General features: G+C 64.7%; 15 protein-coding genes. 11 read left to right on the top strand and 4 right to left on the bottom strand.

All coding sequences use genetic code 11. The features are described from left to right. Positions 1–69: 69 nt before the first annotated feature. Positions 70–1,059: a fimbrial protein gene (locus F6X59_RS08025; RefSeq protein ID WP_152955773.1), complete on the bottom strand. Its 990-nt coding sequence runs from the start codon at positions 1,057–1,059 to the stop codon at positions 70–72. 26 nt (positions 1,060–1,085) lie between these two features. Next, a complete protein-coding gene (locus F6X59_RS08030) occupies positions 1,086–1,790 on the bottom strand; it encodes a molecular chaperone (protein ID WP_152955774.1) in 705 nt (234 codons plus the stop codon). A gap of 197 nt (positions 1,791–1,987) precedes the next feature. Here F6X59_RS08030 and F6X59_RS08035 point away from each other — a divergent pair, with 197 nt between their 5' ends. From F6X59_RS08035 to F6X59_RS08045, 3 genes are all read left to right on the top strand, one after another. Then, positions 1,988–2,332, top strand: coding sequence for a hypothetical protein (locus F6X59_RS08035; RefSeq protein ID WP_152955775.1), 345 nt, complete (start codon positions 1,988–1,990; stop codon positions 2,330–2,332). A gap of 183 nt (positions 2,333–2,515) precedes the next feature. Continuing rightward, positions 2,516–4,552: an NADPH-dependent 2,4-dienoyl-CoA reductase gene (locus F6X59_RS08040; protein ID WP_152955776.1), complete on the top strand. Its 2,037-nt coding sequence runs from the start codon at positions 2,516–2,518 to the stop codon at positions 4,550–4,552. A 156-nt stretch (positions 4,553–4,708) separates the two neighbouring features. Beyond that, entirely contained in the window at positions 4,709–5,608 is a 900-nt protein-coding gene (locus F6X59_RS08045) for a 1-aminocyclopropane-1-carboxylate deaminase/D-cysteine desulfhydrase (RefSeq protein ID WP_152955777.1), read from the top strand. Here F6X59_RS08045 and cybB read toward each other — a convergent pair. Both cybB and F6X59_RS08055 read right to left on the bottom strand, forming a co-directional pair. Next, the gene (gene cybB / locus F6X59_RS08050) at positions 5,599–6,144 is read right to left on the bottom strand and encodes a cytochrome b561 (protein WP_152955778.1); all 546 of its coding nucleotides are present in this window, start codon (positions 6,142–6,144) and stop codon (positions 5,599–5,601) included. The genes F6X59_RS08045 and cybB overlap by 10 nt on opposite strands. A gap of 56 nt (positions 6,145–6,200) precedes the next feature. After that, entirely contained in the window at positions 6,201–7,181 is a 981-nt protein-coding gene (locus tag F6X59_RS08055; RefSeq protein ID WP_152955779.1) for a DUF1853 family protein, read from the bottom strand. Positions 7,182–7,270: 89 nt separating this feature from the next. On the opposite strand from F6X59_RS08055, the gene F6X59_RS08060 reads away from it, so the two are divergent. The 8 genes from F6X59_RS08060 (at position 7,271) to F6X59_RS08095 (ending at position 17,373) form a co-directional block, all read left to right on the top strand. Continuing rightward, positions 7,271–8,161 carry an NAD(+) kinase gene (locus F6X59_RS08060; RefSeq protein ID WP_027919132.1) on the top strand — a complete coding sequence of 297 codons (891 nt, stop codon included), beginning with the start codon at positions 7,271–7,273 and terminating at the stop codon, positions 8,159–8,161. Beyond that, a complete protein-coding gene (locus F6X59_RS08065; RefSeq protein ID WP_152955780.1) occupies positions 8,161–9,132 on the top strand; it encodes a metallophosphoesterase in 972 nt (323 codons plus the stop codon). The genes F6X59_RS08060 and F6X59_RS08065 overlap by 1 nt, the downstream gene beginning before the upstream one ends. Continuing rightward, positions 9,129–9,995, top strand: coding sequence for a rhomboid family intramembrane serine protease (locus F6X59_RS08070; protein ID WP_152955781.1), 867 nt, complete (start codon positions 9,129–9,131; stop codon positions 9,993–9,995). Before F6X59_RS08065 ends, F6X59_RS08070 begins: the two co-directional genes overlap by 4 nt. Before the next feature lie 13 nt (positions 9,996–10,008). Continuing rightward, positions 10,009–10,269 carry a YeaC family protein gene (locus F6X59_RS08075; protein WP_054885767.1) on the top strand — a complete coding sequence of 87 codons (261 nt, stop codon included), beginning with the start codon at positions 10,009–10,011 and terminating at the stop codon, positions 10,267–10,269. Beyond that, positions 10,266–11,096 (top strand): DUF2797 domain-containing protein, encoded by an 831-nt coding sequence (locus tag F6X59_RS08080; protein WP_152955782.1) that lies wholly within the window; start codon positions 10,266–10,268, stop codon positions 11,094–11,096. The genes F6X59_RS08075 and F6X59_RS08080 overlap by 4 nt, the downstream gene beginning before the upstream one ends. A 13-nt stretch (positions 11,097–11,109) precedes the next feature. Then, positions 11,110–13,767: an aminopeptidase N gene (gene pepN, locus F6X59_RS08085; RefSeq protein WP_152955783.1), complete on the top strand. Its 2,658-nt coding sequence runs from the start codon at positions 11,110–11,112 to the stop codon at positions 13,765–13,767. Between the two features lie 184 nt (positions 13,768–13,951). After that, complete coding sequence (locus tag F6X59_RS08090; protein ID WP_372240331.1) at positions 13,952–14,977, top strand: WD40/YVTN/BNR-like repeat-containing protein; 1,026 nt, start codon at positions 13,952–13,954, stop codon at positions 14,975–14,977. A gap of 20 nt (positions 14,978–14,997) precedes the next feature. Then, positions 14,998–17,373, top strand: coding sequence for an RND family transporter (locus tag F6X59_RS08095; RefSeq protein WP_152955832.1), 2,376 nt, complete (start codon positions 14,998–15,000; stop codon positions 17,371–17,373). Positions 17,374–17,413 lie beyond the last annotated feature (40 nt).

A 17,413-nucleotide genomic window follows, 5' to 3' on the forward strand; every position in this document is an offset into this window, starting at 1 on the left:
GCCGCGAATGTAGACAGACCGCTGGCAACTGGACATCAGACGATCCTTAAAGGCCGTCAGACCGCCGGCTTACTTGTAATACAGGTCCACCAGCGCCATGGCTTCGAACGAACCGGGGATAGGCGCCGAGCGCCAGATCAGGTCAGCGCGGAACGTGTTGCGGACCACCCCCGGTACGGTCAGATCGGCCAGCTTGAACCAGCTGTCGAAGGGCACCGGTTGGTTGCTGTCCTGATGGGTCAGGGCAATGCCGACTGAGCTGTTGTTGTTGGGCACCAGCAGCTTGTCGATGACACTGGCACTGCCGGCGACCGGAGTGAATCGAGCATTGACGGTGTAGGGCGTGTCGCAGGACCGGACCAGGTCAAGGCTGAAATCGGCCGAGCTGGCGACCTGGCCGACCTGTGCCGAGCTGGCCAGGGCGCGGCGGAAATTGACCACCGAAGGCAAGATGGTCAGTTCAGGAGAGCAAGGCACGAAACGTATGTTGTTCATGCCGGTGACCACATAGTTGAGGTTGCTGTTGGGCTTGGGGTTGAGGCCGCCCTTGCCGTCCAGCTGGAACACCCGATATTCGCCGAGCGTGCTGGCTTGTCCATCGGTTGGCGTTGCGCCGTACTTTTCGATGAACACGGTGAAGTTCAGGGTGAAGCGGGCCTTGTCCCAGCCCGCACAGTTCGCCCAGCTGCAACCATGCAGCGAGTTGTAGCCCGTGGTGACGGCGCCAGAACTCTGGGTAATGGTCTGCGAGCCGTAGCGAATCCCGACCCGTATGCCCTTGCCGATAGTGGCCTTGGCCGGGTTTACGTAGAAATAGACGTCTTCCCTGATACCGGTTTCGTAGTCGTCGGCGCAGATGACTGGAAGCGAGTGTGGCGCCGACTCCCAGATGATCGTGCCGTCGGGCGCGTCGGCCGGTACCGCCAGTGCGGTGCCCAGTGCCTCCTTGAATACCGCCGCCTTGGAGGGGTCCAGCTTGCAGGACAGGGCGTAACTGGTGGCGGGGCAGCTGGCGACGATGAATAAAAGGCCCAGCAGGTGTTTGCGGATCAGGGTCATGGGGTAGCTATCCTGTAGCGGTGTGTTCACGGCAGGGCGATGCGGTGGGGCCTCTGCAGGCCGATATCGGTGAGTTCGCTGAAACTCAGGTGGCTCTGCACGGGCAAGGGTGAAGGTGCTTCGAGGGTGAGCGATTGCCCCGGGCGCAGGAGGAGATAGTCCGTTAGCAGTAGCGACTGCCCAGGGGTGACGAGCCGCAGGTCCACCAGCGAGACATGGAAGGCACTCGGGTTACGCACTTCGATGCTGCCGGGCTGAGACGTTCGCCATTGCAGGCCCTCAGCTGCTGCACTGGCCGAGCCTGGCAGGCCGGCTGGGCGGTAGAACAGCTTCAGGCGCTGGCGGATGGCGAACTGCAGGGTCTCGGCCTGTTCGGGTTTGCGCGGGATCTCGAGAATGTTCAGCCAGAACAGTGATTCCCTGTCCTCGGGCAGGCCTTGGCCGGCATACAGCACACGCAACATCTGCTGGCCGTTGGGGGGTATCAAGGCTAACGGCTGGACAACCGCGAAGGGTGTATCGCGGCCCTCTTCGGGGCTGCTGACCCAGCTTTGCATGACCGTGTCGAGGTCGCTGCGATTGACCACGGTGATGCTCGCCTCCTTGGCCGAGCCCCGGTAGATCAGGCGTGTGCCTTCGATCTTGAGCTGGGCCCAGGCGGTGGAGGCCAGGCTCAGCAAGACGAATGCCGCAATGGCGGGGCGCAACAGGGTATGAAGCAGGCGCGACATGGTCGGGGACGGGCTCCGGTGCGGCTGGCTGGGACAATCCGGCCATCCTAGGCAACTGGCCCGGCGCCGGCTTTGAGACGTTTCTTAAAGTGCCGCATGGTTTAATTTTCCTGCTTTGTGAACTGCCTCACGCGCGCCGCCAGGCCGGCCACTACTCATCCGATAGGCTCAACGGTAGTTATCGGGGAGTAGACATCATGAGCGGCAAGCGATTGGCAGTGAGTGTTGCAATTTGCCTGGCACTGGTTGGCCAGGCCCAGGCAGGCGGCGTCGTCGCCTCGGGTGAGCTGCGGTTCAACGGCAGCATCGTCGAACCGTCCTGCACGACCACCGTGGCCAGTGCCGGTTGGCGCATGGATGACTGTCCTGCGCTGGCGCGTGACAGTGTCATTGGCATCCAAGGGGTGGGCGAGCAGGCGCTGCCTGCGCAGGCGGTACACATTGACCGGGCGCACAGCGGGGACCAGACCTACAGGCTGGTCGATGAGCACGGCAAGCCGCTGACCCGCGGCCAATACGTGGTGGTCGTGACTTCACCTTGAGCAAGCCGGGCAGGCAGTTTCAGGCGTGGACGGTGAGATGCTGTGCACCAGGATCATCATCTTGTCAGTTTCGATCATTGAGCCCGTTCAAACGGCTGTTTAATGTCGCAGGCAGACAAACGACGGGACCCGCCGGCCGGTGAGGTACCCGCATCTGTGATCACGCCACCTGGGGACCTTTCCATGGCCGCCGACCGCTACCCGCATTTGCTGGCCCCGCTCGATCTGGGCTTCACCACCTTGCGCAACCGCACCCTGATGGGCTCGATGCACACCGGCCTAGAGGAGCGCCCGGGCGGTTTTGAGCGCATGGCGGCGTATTTTGCCGAGCGCGCCCGTGGTGGCGTCGGCCTGATGGTCACGGGCGGTATTGCGCCGAACGATGAAGGCGGCGTGTATTCCGGCGCCGCCAAGCTCAGTACCGAGCAAGAGGCTGACAAGCACCGCATCGTTACCCAAGCCGTGCATGAAGCCGGGGGCAAGATCTGCCTGCAGATCCTGCATGCCGGGCGCTACGCCTACAGCCCACGGCAGGTAGCGCCCAGCGCGATCCAGGCACCGATCAACCCGTTCAAGCCCAAGGAGCTGGATGAAGCGGGCATCGAGAAGCAGATCGCCGACTTCGTCAATTGCGCCGTGCTGGCCCAGCGTGCGGGCTACGATGGCGTCGAGATCATGGGTTCCGAAGGCTACTTCATCAACCAGTTCCTCGCCGCCCACACCAACCACCGCAGCGACCGCTGGGGTGGCAGCTACGAAAACCGCATGCGCCTGGCGGTGCAGATCGTCACCCGCGTGCGCGATGCGGTAGGGCCGAACTTCATCATCATCTTCCGCCTGTCGATGCTCGACCTGGTCGAGGGCGGCAGCACCTGGGACGAAATCGAGCTGCTGGCCAAGGCCATCGAGCGGGCCGGCGCGACGCTGATCAACACCGGTATCGGCTGGCACGAGGCGCGCATCCCGACCATCGCCACCAAGGTGCCGCGGGCAGCGTTCAGCAAGGTCACCGCCAAGCTGCGCGGCGCTGTGAGCATTCCGCTGATCACTACCAACCGCATCAATACCCCGGAAGTGGCCGAAGCCGTGCTGGCCGAGGGCGATGCCGACATGGTTTCCATGGCCCGGCCGTTCCTCGCCGATGCCGACTTCGTCAACAAGGCGGCCGCAGGGCGCGCCGACGAGATCAACACCTGCATCGGCTGCAATCAGGCCTGCCTGGACCACACCTTCGGTGGCAAGCTGACCAGTTGCCTGGTCAACCCGCGCGCCTGCCACGAAACCGAGCTCAACTACTTGCCGGTGCGTGCCGTCAAGCGCATTGCCGTGGTCGGTGCCGGTCCTGCAGGCCTGGCAGCGGCCACCGTGGCGGCCGAGCGTGGCCATGAAGTGACGTTGTTCGATGCCGCCAGCGCGATTGGCGGGCAGTTCAACGTCGCCAAGCGGGTGCCGGGCAAGGAGGAATTCCACGAGACCTTGCGCTACTTCCGCAACAAGGTGAAAAGCACCGGCGTCGATCTGCGCCTGAATACCCGGGTCGATGTGCAAGCGCTGGTAGGCGGTGGCTACGACGAAATCATCCTGGCCACCGGTATCGCGCCGCGTACCCCGGCCATCCCGGGTGTCGAGCATGCCAAGGTGCTCAGCTACCTTGACGTACTGCTCGAACGCAAACCGGTGGGCAAGTCGGTCGCGGTCATTGGTGCGGGCGGCATCGGTTTCGACGTTTCCGAGTACCTGGTGCATCAGGGAGTGGCCAGCAGCCAGGACCGCGAGGCGTTCTGGAAAGAGTGGGGGATCGATACCCAGCTGGAGGCGCGCGGCGGGGTTGCCGGGATCAAGGCCGAGCCACATGCGCCGGCGCGCCAGGTGTACCTGTTGCAGCGCAAGAAATCCAAGGTCGGCGACGGGCTGGGCAAGACCACCGGCTGGATTCACCGTACCGGGCTGAAGAACAAGCAGGTGCAGATGCTCAACAACGTCGAGTACCTGCAGATCGACGATGCTGGCCTGCACATTCGCGTGGGTGAGGGCGAGCCGCAGGTGCTGGCAGTAGACAACGTGGTGATCTGCGCCGGGCAGGAGCCACTGCGCGAGCTGCATGAAGGGCTGGTGGCGGCGGGGCAGTCGGTGCACCTGATCGGCGGTGCCGATGTGGCGGCCGAGCTGGATGCCAAGCGGGCGATCAACCAAGGGTCGCGCTTGGCCGCTGAACTCTGAGATCGCCGGGGGTGCTTTGCACCCCTTTCGCCGGCAAGCGCGGCTCCCACAGGTATTGCGCTAGCCGTGAGACTTGCGCGGTCACCCTGTGGGAGCCGCGCTTGCCGGCGATGGGCCGCAAGGCGGCCCCGGGGATTTCTCGGTTAAACTCGGGCGATGCCCAACTCATTCCTGAACCTCCCCGACGCCCCATTGCAACCCTTCAACCTGCCCTGGCTGGAAATGGCCCAAGTCAGGGCCGCCATCCTGCGCCTGGACCTGATCGACCCACTGATCAGCGGCAACAAGTGGTTCAAGCTCCGTCACCACTTGCAGCATGCCCATGCCACAGGCGCCCCCGGCCTGATCAGCCTGGGCGGCAACCATTCCAACCACCTCCACGCCCTGGCTGCCGCTGGCAAACGTTTCGGCTTCGCCACCGCCGGCCTGCTGCGCGGCCACCCGCAGGCCACCCCCACGGTGCGCGACCTGCAGGCGATGGGCATGGAAGTGCACTGGCTGGGCTACGGCGGCTATCGGGTACGCCACGAACCGGGCTTCTGGGCGCCCTGGCAGGCCCGTTATCCGGGCTGGCACTGCATTCCCGAGGGCGGTGGCGGGGTGGCGGGTGCCGAAGGTTGTGCGCTGATCGTCGAGCAGGCCCGTTGGCAACTGGCAGCGCTGGGATGGTCGGGCTACGACGCCTGGTGGCTGGCTGCAGGTACCGGCACGACATTGGCCGGCCTGGTAGTTGCCGAGGCGGGGCAACACGCGGTGCATGGTGCCCTGGCGGTGCCCTTGGATCACGGCGTGCCAGAGACAGTCGCTGCACTGACTGGCTCACAGGGTTACCAGCTGCACCGCGCTTGCCGAGGTGGCTTTGGGAAATTTGACGATGAGTTGCTGGCCTTCATCGCCGAGTGCGAGCGGCACAGTGGAGTGCCGCTGGAAGCCCTGTATACCGGCAAGGCCTTGCTGGCCTTGCGCGATCAGGTCGAGGCCGGACTGTTCGCGCCCGGTACCCGCCTGATTTTCGTGCACACCGGTGGCCTGCAGGGCCGGCGCGGTTACTTGTAGGGCAGCATGCGCAGCAGCGTGTTATCGCGCTGCACGTAGTGGTGGTACAGTCCGGCCAGTGCATGCAGGCCGATCAGCCAGTAACCCCAGCTTGCCACCCGCTCATGCCAGCCCTTGATGAACTTGGCCTGGTCCGGGTCCGGGCCGATCAGGTGCGGCAGTTCCAGGCCGAAGAAGGGCACGGGTTTGTCGGCGGCACTGAGGATCAGCCAGCCGGCCACGGGCAGGCCGATCATCAGCAGGTACAGCGCCAGGTGCATCAGGTGCGCAAGGCCGGTCTGCCAGGCCGGTGGCTTGGGCACGATCGGCGGGGTCGGGCGAACCAGGCGCACGGCCAGGCGCAGCCAGACCAGCACGAACACACTCAGCCCGAGCATGAAGTGCAGGTCTTTCATCAGGTTGCGTTCGGCGCTGTCCTTGGGGAACAGGCCGCGAAATTCGATACAGGCGTACACGGCGGCCAGCAGCACCAGCATCAGCCAATGCAGGGCGATGGACAGGCGTGCGTAATGGGGCGCGGGGGTGGATGAAACCATGATCGGTCCTCGTCATCAGGTCGGAATGGCGCTCTAGCGGGCGCTCGTATAGCACTTTACTGGCTATTTGAAACAAATCTTTGCGCTGGATCTGTGAAAATTCTGTTGTCTGGCAAATTGGGCCAACTGTCTGCCACCAGAAACACACGCTCGACCTCCTGCCAGGCACCCTGGCCATCCGGTTCCAGCCTGACCAGCAACTGCGCCGGGGCGTGCGCGTCCAGGCCCGCCAGCCAGGCCTCGAACTGCACCACGCTCCAGCAAGCCTCGGGCTCTGCCCGCGCCGGTGCCAGCCACGCATGGCGCGGCAGCGGTTGCCAGCGTTCGTCTGCTGCCACGGCCCAGTTCTGCCGGCGTATCCAGCGCCCGCGCAAATGCCGCGGGTTGGCACCGGCAGGCGGTTCGGTGTGCCCCGGCCACGGATAGAACAGATAGCCGCCCAGCCACAGGTGCGCTTGCACCTGGTCGACCCCTACAGCGGCCAGTGCTTCGCGACTCTGCGCGTCCGCCGACATGGGCAGCTGGTGCCCGGCCAGGTGTGCCAGCTTGCTGCCAAGCCGATCGTGGCAGCCAGGCCCGAGCCAGTGCGCCGGGTCGCGTCCTTCGCCCTCGGTCGGCCCCAGGTACAGTTTGATGGCCAGCTCCAGATGGTGGGTGCCTTCGCCATCACGCAGCAGAATGTCCAGTTCGCCCAAGGTCCGCCCAGCCGCTCGAATCGCCAGGTTGTACGCCAGCAGTTCGACCCCGGGTGCTTGCTGCAGGGCGAACTGCCACAGACCTTCGTAGTACAACCCCAGGCGCCGGCTGGTGATCTTCGCCAACCAGTCGCGCAAGGGCAGGTCATCGGCATCCAGTGCGCGTAACCAGTCGTGCAGGCGTTGCGGATCGCCCGCCCAGGCACTTCCTGCCAGCGGATGGCGCTGGGGGCAGGGCGGGGCGCTCAGCAGCGCGGGCGACAGCAGGGTCCAGGCCAGGTCGCGCACGGCAGGGCGGCGCAAGCGGCGGGGCAGCTCATGGAGCTCGGCGAAAGGCGTCATGCTGCGAGCATAGCCGGTTTGCCGCTACCCGGTCGTTTCGCCCATAATCGCGACATCGTCACCCCGCCGCAGAGCCTCGCAGGAGCCCCATGGAGCAATTTCGCAATATCGGTATCATCGGCCGCCTTGGCAGCTCGCAGGTGCTCGACACCATTCGCCGACTGAAAAAATTCCTCCTCGAGCGCCACCTGCACGTGATCCTCGAGGACACCATCGCCGAAGTGCTGCCCGGCCACGGCCTGCAAACCTCCACGCGCAAGCTGCTCGGCGAGGTCTGCGACCTGGTCATCGTGGTCGGTGGTGACGGCAGCCTGCTCGGCGCCGCCCGCGCCCTGGCCCGGCACAATGTACCGGTGCTGGGTATCAACCGGGGCAACCTGGGCTTCCTCACCGACATCCGCCCGGACGAGCTGGAGCAGAAAGTCGCCGAGGTGCTCGACGGCCACTACCTGGTGGAAAACCGTTTCCTGCTGCAGGCCGAAGTGCGCCGCCATCACGAGGCCATCGGCCAGGGCGACGCGCTCAACGACGTGGTCCTGCACCCGGGCAAGTCGACGCGGATGATCGAGTTCGAGATCTACATCGACGGCCAGTTCGTCTGCAGCCAGAAGGCCGACGGCCTGATCGTCGCCACCCCGACCGGCTCCACCGCCTATGCGCTGTCGGCCGGCGGCCCGATCATGCATCCCAAGCTCGACGCCATCGTCATCGTGCCGATGTACCCGCACACCCTGTCGGGGCGGCCGATCGTGGTCGACGGCAACAGCGAGCTGAAGATCGTGGTGTCCAAGGACCTGCAGATTTACCCGCAGGTGTCCTGCGACGGCCAGAACCACTTCACCTGCGCCCCAGGCGACACCATCACGGTGAGCAAGAAGCCGCAGAAGCTGCGCCTGATCCACCCGCTCGACCACAACTACTATGAGGTGTGTCGCACCAAACTCGGCTGGGGCAGCCGCCTGGGAGGCAGGGACGACTGATGCTCGATCCGGCGCGCAGTTTCGACATCATCGGCGACGTGCACGGCTGTGCACTGACCCTCGAACGCCTGCTCGACGCCCTCGGCTACAAACGTGTCGGCGGCGTCTGGCGTCACCCGCGGCGTCAGGCCCTGTTCCTTGGCGACATTGTCGACCGTGGCCCGCGCATCCGCGAGGCGCTGCACATCGTGCACGACATGGTCGAGGCCGGCCAGGCGTTCTGCATCATGGGCAACCACGAGTACAACGCCCTGGGCTGGGTCACCCCGGCACTGCCCGGTAGCGGCAAGGCGTTCGTGCGCGAACACACCCCGCGCCACGCCCGGCTGATCGACGAAACCCTGACCCAGTTCGCCCACCACCCCGGCGACTGGCACGACTTCGTGCAGTGGTTCTACGAGCTGCCACTGTTCATCGACGCCGGGCGCTTCCGCCTGGTGCATGCCTGCTGGGACCCACGGCTGATCGAACCGCTGCGCCAGCAGTACCCGGGCGGGCGTATCGACGAGCACTTCATCCAGGCGTCGGCGGTACCCGGCAGCTTTGCCGCCACCGTGTGCAACCGCCTGCTGCGCGGTACCGACATGCGCCTGCCGGACGGCCTGACCCTGACCGGCGGCGACGGCCTGACCCGTGCCTTCTTCCGCACCAAGTTCTGGGAAGAAGACCCGCAGACCTACGGCGACATCGTCTTCCAGCCTGATGCGCTGCCCGACGACGTTGCCCGCACGCCACTGAGCCACACCGAAAAAAATGCCCTGCTGCGTTACGCCGAGGACGAACCCATGCTGTTCGTCGGCCACTACTGGCGCAGCGGCCGCCCGGCGCCGATCCGCGCCAACCTCGCATGCCTGGACTACAGCGCGGTGCTGTACGGCAAGCTGGCGGCCTACCGGCTGGATGATGAAACCCGCATCGACCCGCACAAGTTCGTCTGGGTCGACGTCGAACGCCCGCAGGCCAACCAATGAAAATCATCGAAGTGATGCGCCTGCCGCTGTCGGTCGACCTCAGCGGCTTCGTCCACCTGCTGCAGCGCCTGCAGGTACCACACCGGGTCAGCGAGGAGGGCGAGGAGCAAGTGCTCTGGGCCCCCGACAGCCTGGTTGCCGACGTGCGCGAACTGTACCAGCGCTTCCCCGACGGCAATGCCGATGTAGCCGCGGATTCATCCGCGATGGCCCCCACACAGCCCTCCCTGGCCGACCAGGCCAAAGCCTGCAAGGTCACCGCCACTGTCCTCGTCCTCTGCCTGATCGTCGCCGGCCTCACCCGCCTGGGCGACAACCTCAACGCCATCAGCTGGTTCACTTTCCTCGACTTCCGCGTCCAGGGTGAGTACCTGCATTTCACCCCCCTGGCCCAGGGCCTCGCCGACGGCCAGTGGTGGCGCCTGGTCTCGCCCATGCTGCTGCACTTCGGCGTGCTGCACCTGGCCATGAACGGCCTGTGGTACTGGGAGCTGGGCAAGCGCATCGAACTGCGCCAGGGCCCCTGGCTGCTGCTGGGCCTGACCCTGCTGTTCAGCCTGGTGTCCAACCTGGCCCAGCACTACACCAGTGGCCCGAGCCTGTTCGGCGGCCTGTCCGGCGTGCTGTACGGTTTGCTCGGCCACGTCTGGCTGTACCAGTGGCTGGCGCCCAACCCTCACTTCAACCTGCCCAAGGGCGTGCTGGTGATGATGCTGATCTGGCTGGTGATCTGCCTGACCGGCGTGGTCGGCCAGCTCGGCTTCGGCCAGATCGCCAATGCCGCCCACGTCGGCGGGCTGCTCATCGGATGCCTGACCGGGCTCTTGGGCGGGGCGCTGGCCCGGCGTAAACTGTCGGCTTGAATCAGGAGACACTATGTCCACTTTCGCGCAAATGATCGAAAACATTACCCCGGAAATCTACCAGAGCCTGAAGCTGGCCGTGGAAATCGGCAAATGGTCGGACGGGCGCAAGCTCACCGCCGAGCAGAAGGAGCTGTCGCTGCAGGCGGTGATCGCCTGGGAGATGAAGAACCTGCCCGAAGAACAGCGCACCGGTTACATGGGCCCGCAGGAATGCGCGTCGAAGTCCGCACCCATCGCCAACATTCTGTTCAAGTCGGACTCGGTACATTGATCGAACTCGCTCGTGGCTCTTTGAGCAAGATGGCAGTCAGCCTGCAGGCACCGGTGGTGCAATACAGCTTCCGCCTGGATGACACCCAGGTGCCGGTCAACCCGCTGATCGGCCAGCGCCTGCGCCTGGAGTACCTCGGCGCCATTCACTGCAGCCATTGCGGCAAGCGCACCAAAACCAGCTTCAGCCAGGGTTACTGCTACCCGTGCATGACCAAGCTGGCCCAGTGCGACGTGTGCATCATGGCCCCGGAAAAATGCCACTACGACGCTGGCACCTGCCGCGAACCGTCGTGGGGCGAACAGTTCTGCATGACCGACCACGTGGTGTACCTGGCCAACTCGTCGGGGATCAAGGTCGGCATCACCCGTGCCACCCAGCTGCCCACCCGCTGGCTCGACCAGGGTGCCAGCCAGGCCCTGCCGATCATGCGCGTGGCCACCCGCCAGCAATCGGGCCTGGTCGAAGACATCCTGCGCAGCCAGGTGCCGGACCGCACCAACTGGCGCACGCTGCTCAAGGGCGACGCCGAGGTGCTCGACCTGCCGGCCATCCGCGAACAGATCTTCGAGGCCTGCACCGACGGCCTGAGTGAACTGCAGGGGCGCTTTGGGCTACAGGCGATCCAGCCTCTGTCCGACGCTGAAGTGGTAGAAATCCGCTATCCGGTCGAGGCCTACCCGAAGAAAATCGTCAGCTTCAACCTGGACAAGGACCCCGTGGCCGAAGGCACGCTGCTGGGCATCAAGGGCCAGTACCTGATCTTCGACACCGGTGTGATCAATATTCGCAAGTACACGGCCTACCAGTTGGCCGTGCTCCAGTAAAAAGGACCTGCACATGCGTACCGAACAACCGCAAGTGATCTACCTCAAGGATTACCAGGCGCCCGAGTACCTGATCGACGAGACGCACCTGACCTTCGAGCTGTTCGAGGACCACACCCTGGTCCACGCGCAACTGGTCATGCGCCGCAACCCGGCACGCGGTGCCGGCTTGCCGCCGCTGGAGCTGGACGGCCAGCAGCTGGAGCTGCTGCGCGCTTCGCTGGACGACCAGGAACTGCAGCCGGGCGACTACCAGCTCGACGCCGACAGCCTGATCGTGCAACCCAAGGCTGAACGCTTCACCCTCGACACCAGTGTGAAGATCCACCCGGAGAGCAACACCGCGCTGGAAGGCCTGTACAAGTCCGGCAAGATGTTCTGCACCCAGTGCGAGGCCGAGGGCTTCCGCAAGATCACCTACTACCTCGACCGCCCGGACGTGATGAGCACGTTCACCACCACGGTGATTGCCGAACAGCATCGCTACCCGGTGCTGCTCAGCAACGGCAACCCGATCGGCAGCGGGCCGGCAGAAGATGGCCGGCACTGGGCGACCTGGGAAGACCCGTTCATGAAGCCGGCCTACCTGTTCGCGCTGGTGGCCGGTGACCTGTGGTGCGTCGAAGACAGTTTTACCCGCCAGTCCGGCCGCGACGTGACCCTGCGCATCTATGTCGAGCCCGAGAACATCGACAAGTGCGACCACGCCATGGTCAGCCTGAAGAAGTCGATGCGCTGGGATGAGGAAGTCTATGGTCGCGAGTACGACCTGGACATCTTCATGATCGTCGCGGTCAACGACTTCAACATGGGCGCCATGGAAAACAAGGGCCTGAACATCTTCAATTCGAGCTGCGTGCTGGCCCGCGCCGAGACCGCCACCGATGCCGCCCACCAGCGCGTCGAGGGTGTGGTCGCCCACGAGTACTTCCATAACTGGTCGGGCAACCGGGTGACCTGCCGCGACTGGTTCCAGCTGTCGCTGAAAGAAGGTTTTACGGTGTTCCGCGATGCCGAGTTCAGCGCCGACATGAACTCGCGCACGGTCAAGCGCATCGAGGACGTCGCCTACCTGCGCACCCACCAGTTCGCCGAAGATGCCGGCCCCATGGCCCACCCGGTGCGCCCGGACAGCTTCATCGAGATCTCCAACTTCTACACCCTGACCGTGTACGAGAAGGGTGCCGAAGTGGTGCGCATGGTGCGCACCCTGCTGGGCGCCGAGGGCTTCCGCAAGGGCAGCGACCTGTACTTCGAGCGCCACGATGGCCAGGCCGTGACCACCGATGACTTCATCAAGGCCATGGAAGACGCCAACGGCGTCGACCTCACCCAGTTCAAGCGCTGGTACAGCCAGGCCGGTACTCCGCGGCTGGACGTCAGCGAAGCCTATGACGCGGCCGCGCAGACCTACAGCCTGACCTTCCGCCAGAGCTGCCCGCAGACCCCGGACAAGGCCCAGAAGCTGCCGTTCGTGATCCCGGTCGAACTGGGCCTGCTCGATGCCGAGGGCAACGACCTGCCGCTGCAACTGGCCGGCGAAGGCTCGGCTGCCGGGACTTCCCGCGTGCTGTCGGTGACCGAAGCCGAGCAGACCTTCACCTTCCAGGGCATCGCGGCCAAGCCGCTGCCGTCGCTGCTGCGCGGTTTCAGCGCGCCGGTCAAGCTGAGCTTCCCGTACGACCGCGATCAGCTGATGTTCCTCATGCAGCACGACAGCGACGGCTTCAACCGCTGGGAAGCGGGCCAGCAGCTGTCGGTGCAGGTGCTGCAGGAGCTGATCGGCCAGCATCAGCGTGGCGAAGCGCTGAAGCTCGACCAGCGTCTCATCAGTGCGCTCGGTACCGTGCTGGGCAACGAGGCACTGGACCCCGCCATGGTCGCCGAAATGCTCTCGCTGCCAGGTGAGGCCTACCTGACCGAAATCAGCCAGGTGGCCGACGTCGATGCCATCCACGCCGCCCGCGAGTTCGCCCGCCAGCAGATCGCCGCGCAGTTGTTCGACGCCCTGTGGGCGCGCTACCAGGCCAACCGCGAAGTGTCGCGCAGCACCGCCTATGTGGCCGCTGCCGAACACTTCGCCCGCCGCAGCCTGCAGAACATTGCCCTGTCGTACCTGATGCAGAGCGGCAAGCCGCAGGTGCTGGAGGCGACCCTGGAGCAGTTCGAGCACTGTGACAACATGACCGAGCGCCTGACCGCGCTGGCCGTGCTGGTCAACTCGCCGTTCGAGGCTGAGCGCGCCAAGGCGCTGGAGAGCTTTGCCGAGCACTTCAAGGACAACCCGCTGGTCATGGACCAGTGGTTCAGCGTGCAGGCCGCCAGCACGCTGCCGGGCGGGCTGGCGCGGGTCAAGGCGCTGATGCAGCACCCGGCGTTCACCCTGAAGAACCCGAACAAGGTGCGGGCGCTGGTCGGTGCCTTTGCCGGGCAGAACCTGGTCAACTTCCATGCTGCCGATGGTTCGGGCTATCGCTTCCTGGCGGACCTGGTGATCGAGCTGAATGCGCTGAACCCGCAGATCGCTTCGCGTCAACTGGCACCGCTGACCCGCTGGCGCAAGTATGACGATGCGCGCCAGGTGCTGATGAAGGGCGAGCTGGAGCGGATTCTCGCTTCTGGTGAGCTGTCCAGCGATGTGTATGAAGTGGTGAGCAAGAGCCTGGCGTAAGCCTGGTAGACCTGGGGCCGCAAAGCGGCCCCGGTTTTTTGGCGGTTAACAAAACATAACGTCCCGTTCGTTGTAATCGCGCAACCTTCCCCGATACGATCCCCTCAAGCCTCTAACACAGGCTTTTCACAGCACAGACCCACCAAGAAGAACACAACAGGGGATGGTCATGAAGCAGCGGGTGATGACGCAGGCCAGGCGTGGTGCCTGGCCATTGGCGGCCGGCGCGATGCTGGCGCTGGCACTGGGGATGTGGGCCGACAGCGCGCAGGCCGCTGCTGCCGATGAATACTCGACCGAATCAGCCAAGGCCAGCCAGAGCCTGCTGATCGGCGCCGCCCATGCCGGCAAGCGCCTGGTGGTGGTCGGTGATCGCGGCCACATTCTGTTCTCCGACGACCAGGGCAGCACCTGGACCCAGGCCCGGGTGCCCACCCGGCAACTGCTCACCGCCGTGTTCTTCCTCGACGACAAGCGTGGCTGGGCAGTCGGTCACGATGCGCAGATCCTCGCCAGCAGCGACGGTGGCGCCACCTGGAGCAAGCAGTTCGAAGACCTTTCCCGTGAAGCGCCGCTGCTGGATGTCACCTTCCTCGACGCCCAGCACGGCTTTGCCGTGGGTGCCTACGGCGCGCTGCTGGAAACCCGCGATGGCGGCCAGCACTGGCAGGACATTGCCGAACGCCTGGACAACCCCGACCAGCTGCACCTCAACGGTATTAGCCGGGTGCGCGATGCCGGGCTGTTCATCGTCGGCGAGCAGGGCGGCATGTACCGCTCCAGCGACGACGGCCAGACCTGGAGCAAGGTTCAGGGCCCATACGAGGGGTCGTTGTTCGGTGTGATCGCTACCGCCAAGCCGAATACGCTGTTGGCGTACGGCCTGCGCGGCAACCTGTTCCGCTCGACCGACTTCGGTGACAGCTGGCAACCGATCGCGCTCAAGGCCGCCCGTGGCGAGCTCGAATTCGGCCTGGCAGGCGCTACGCTTGTCGAGGATGGCAGCCTGGTGCTGGTCGGCAATGGCGGCAGCGTGCTGCGCAGCACCGATGATGGCCAGACCTTCAGTGTCTACAACCGCAGCGACCGCATCGCCCTGGCCGGTGTCAGTGGCCTGGCCAATGGCGGTTTGCTACTGGTAGGGCAGGGTGGTGTGCACCTGGCCAACGCCGAAGGTGCAGAGCCGGCGGCCAAGGAGGTGCGTCCATGACCAGCAGGGAGAGCATCACCATGCACCCACACCATCAGGACAAGGCCACGCTGCTCGAACGCCTGATCTTCAACAACCGTCCGGTGGTCATCGCCCTGTGCCTGCTGGTCAGCATCTTCCTGTTCTGGCAGGCCACGCAGATCCGCCCCTCGACCAGCTTCGAGAAGATGATCCCGCTGCAGCACCCGTTCATCGAACAGATGATGGAGCACCGCAACGACCTGGCCAACCTCGGCAACACCGTGCGCATCTCGGTCGAGGCGGTCAATGGCGATATCTTCGACAAGGACTACATGGAAACGCTGCGGCAGATCCACGACGAGGTGTTCTACATCCCCGGGGTCGATCGCGCCGGCCTCAAGTCGCTGTGGAGCCCCAGCGTGCGCTGGAGCGAGGTCACCGAGGAGGGCTTCTCTGGTGGCGAGGTGATCCCCAATACCTACAACGGCTCCCAGGACAGCCTCGACACCCTGCGCGACAACGTGCTCAAGTCTGGCCAGGTCGGGCGCCTGGTGGGCAACAACTTCAAGTCCAGCATCGTCGACGTGCCGCTGCTGGAAAGCTTCCCTGACCCGCAAGACCCCGGCAAGCAGGTCAAACTGGATTACCAGCAGTTCTCGCACCAGCTGGAAGAGAAGATTCGCGACAAGTTCCAGGCACAGAACCCCAACGTGAAGATCCACATCATCGGCTTCGCCAAGAAGGTCGGCGACCTGATCGACGGCCTGGTGATGGTGGCGATGTTCTTCGGCGTGGCCCTGGTGATCACCTGGATCCTGTTGTACTGGTTCACCTGGTGCATCCGCAGCACCATCGCCGTGCTCATCACCACCCTGGTGGCGGTGGTCTGGCAGCTGGGCCTGATGCATGCGGTGGGCTTCGGCCTGGACCCGTATTCGATGCTGGTACCCTTCCTGATCTTCGCCATCGGCATTTCCCACGGCGTGCAGAAGATCAACGGCATCGCCTTGCAGTCCAGTGACGCCGACAATGCCCTGACCGCCGCCCGGCGCACCTTCCGCCAGCTGTTCCTGCCGGGGATGATCGCCATCCTCGCCGATGCCGTGGGCTTCATCACCTTGCTGATCATCGACATCGGCGTGATCCGCGAGCTGGCCATCGGCGCGTCCATCGGCGTGGCGGTGATCGTGTTCACCAACCTGATCCTGCTGCCGGTGGCGATTTCCTACGTCGGCATCAGCAAAAAGGCCATCGAGCGCAGCAAGAAAGACGCGACCCGCGAGCACCCGTTCTGGCGCCTGCTGTCGAACTTCGCCAGCGCCAAGGTGGCCCCGGTATCCATCACCCTGGCGCTGATCGCCTTCGCCGGCGGCCTGTGGTACAGCCAAAACCTGAAGATCGGCGACCTTGACCAGGGCGCGCCGGAGCTACGCCCCGACTCGCGCTACAACCAGGACAACAACTTCATCATCAGCAACTACTCGACCAGTTCCGATGTGCTGGTAATCATGGTCAAGACGCCGGCGGAAAGCTGCTCGATCCATTCGACCATGGCGCCGATCGACGAGCTGATGTGGACCATGCAGAACACCCCTGGTGTGCAGTCGGCGATCTCCCTGGTGACCGTGTCCAAGCAGGTGATCAAGGGCATGAACGAGGGCAGCCTGAAGTGGGAGACCCTGTCGCGCAACCCGGACATCCTCAACAACTCCATCGCCCGCGCTGACGGCCTGTACAACGCCGACTGCTCGCTGGCGCCCGTGCTGGTGTTCCTCAACGACCACAAGGCCGAGACCCTGGAACGTGTCACCGCTGTGGCCAAGGCGTTTGCCGACAGCCACGACAAGGAGGGCCTGCAGTTCCTGCTGGCGGCAGGCAACGCCGGGATCGAGGCGGCCACCAACGAGGTGATCAAGTCGGCCGAGCTGACCATCCTGATCCTGGTCTACCTGTGCGTGGCGGTGATGTGCATGATCACCTTCCGCTCGTTCGCCGCGACCCTGTGCATTGTCCTGCCGTTGGTGCTGACCTCGGTGCTGGGCAATGCGCTGATGGCGTTCATGGGCATCGGTGTCAAGGTGGCCACCTTGCCGGTGGTGGCCTTGGGCGTGGGCATTGGCGTGGACTACGGCATCTACATCTACAGCCGCCTGGAAAGCTTCCTGCGGGCCGGCCTGCCGTTGCAGGAGGCTTACTACCAGACCCTGCGTTCGACCGGCAAGGCGGTGCTGTTCACCGGCCTGTGCCTGGCGATCGGCGTGTGCACCTGGATCTTCTCGGCGATCAAGTTCCAGGCCGACATGGGGCTGATGCTGACCTTCATGCTGCTGTGGAACATGTTCGGTGCGCTGTGGCTGCTGCCGGCGCTGGCGCGGTTCCTGATCAAGCCGGAGAAGATGGTGGGCAAGGCGGGCGGTTCGATCTTCGCCCATTGATGTATCCCCGAGGGCCGCAACGCGGCCCTCGGGTTATACT

This window comes from Pseudomonas sp. MN1F (assembly GCF_009391885.1).
GTDB lineage: Bacteria > Pseudomonadota > Gammaproteobacteria > Pseudomonadales > Pseudomonadaceae > Aquipseudomonas.

What these genes read in the sequence shown, in the direction of transcription:
- F6X59_RS08075 (WP_054885767.1), top strand. Translation starts at nt 10,009, where the DNA reads ATGTCCACTTTCGCGCAAATGATCGAAAACATTACCCCGGAAATCTAC.
- F6X59_RS08030 (WP_152955774.1), bottom strand. Translation starts at nt 1,790, where the DNA reads ATGTCGCGCCTGCTTCATACCCTGTTGCGCCCCGCCATTGCGGCATTC.
- F6X59_RS08065 (WP_152955780.1), top strand. Translation starts at nt 8,161, where the DNA reads ATGCTCGATCCGGCGCGCAGTTTCGACATCATCGGCGACGTGCACGGC.
- F6X59_RS08035 (WP_152955775.1), top strand. Translation starts at nt 1,988, where the DNA reads ATGAGCGGCAAGCGATTGGCAGTGAGTGTTGCAATTTGCCTGGCACTG.
- F6X59_RS08095 (WP_152955832.1), top strand. Translation starts at nt 14,998, where the DNA reads ATGCACCCACACCATCAGGACAAGGCCACGCTGCTCGAACGCCTGATC.
- pepN (WP_152955783.1), top strand. Translation starts at nt 11,110, where the DNA reads ATGCGTACCGAACAACCGCAAGTGATCTACCTCAAGGATTACCAGGCG.
- F6X59_RS08025 (WP_152955773.1), bottom strand. Translation starts at nt 1,059, where the DNA reads ATGACCCTGATCCGCAAACACCTGCTGGGCCTTTTATTCATCGTCGCC.
- cybB (WP_152955778.1), bottom strand. Translation starts at nt 6,144, where the DNA reads ATGGTTTCATCCACCCCCGCGCCCCATTACGCACGCCTGTCCATCGCC.
- F6X59_RS08045 (WP_152955777.1), top strand. Translation starts at nt 4,709, where the DNA reads ATGCCCAACTCATTCCTGAACCTCCCCGACGCCCCATTGCAACCCTTC.
- F6X59_RS08055 (WP_152955779.1), bottom strand. Translation starts at nt 7,181, where the DNA reads ATGACGCCTTTCGCCGAGCTCCATGAGCTGCCCCGCCGCTTGCGCCGC.
- F6X59_RS08060 (WP_027919132.1), top strand. Translation starts at nt 7,271, where the DNA reads ATGGAGCAATTTCGCAATATCGGTATCATCGGCCGCCTTGGCAGCTCG.
- F6X59_RS08070 (WP_152955781.1), top strand. Translation starts at nt 9,129, where the DNA reads ATGAAAATCATCGAAGTGATGCGCCTGCCGCTGTCGGTCGACCTCAGC.
- F6X59_RS08040 (WP_152955776.1), top strand. Translation starts at nt 2,516, where the DNA reads ATGGCCGCCGACCGCTACCCGCATTTGCTGGCCCCGCTCGATCTGGGC.
- F6X59_RS08090 (WP_372240331.1), top strand. Translation starts at nt 13,952, where the DNA reads ATGACGCAGGCCAGGCGTGGTGCCTGGCCATTGGCGGCCGGCGCGATG.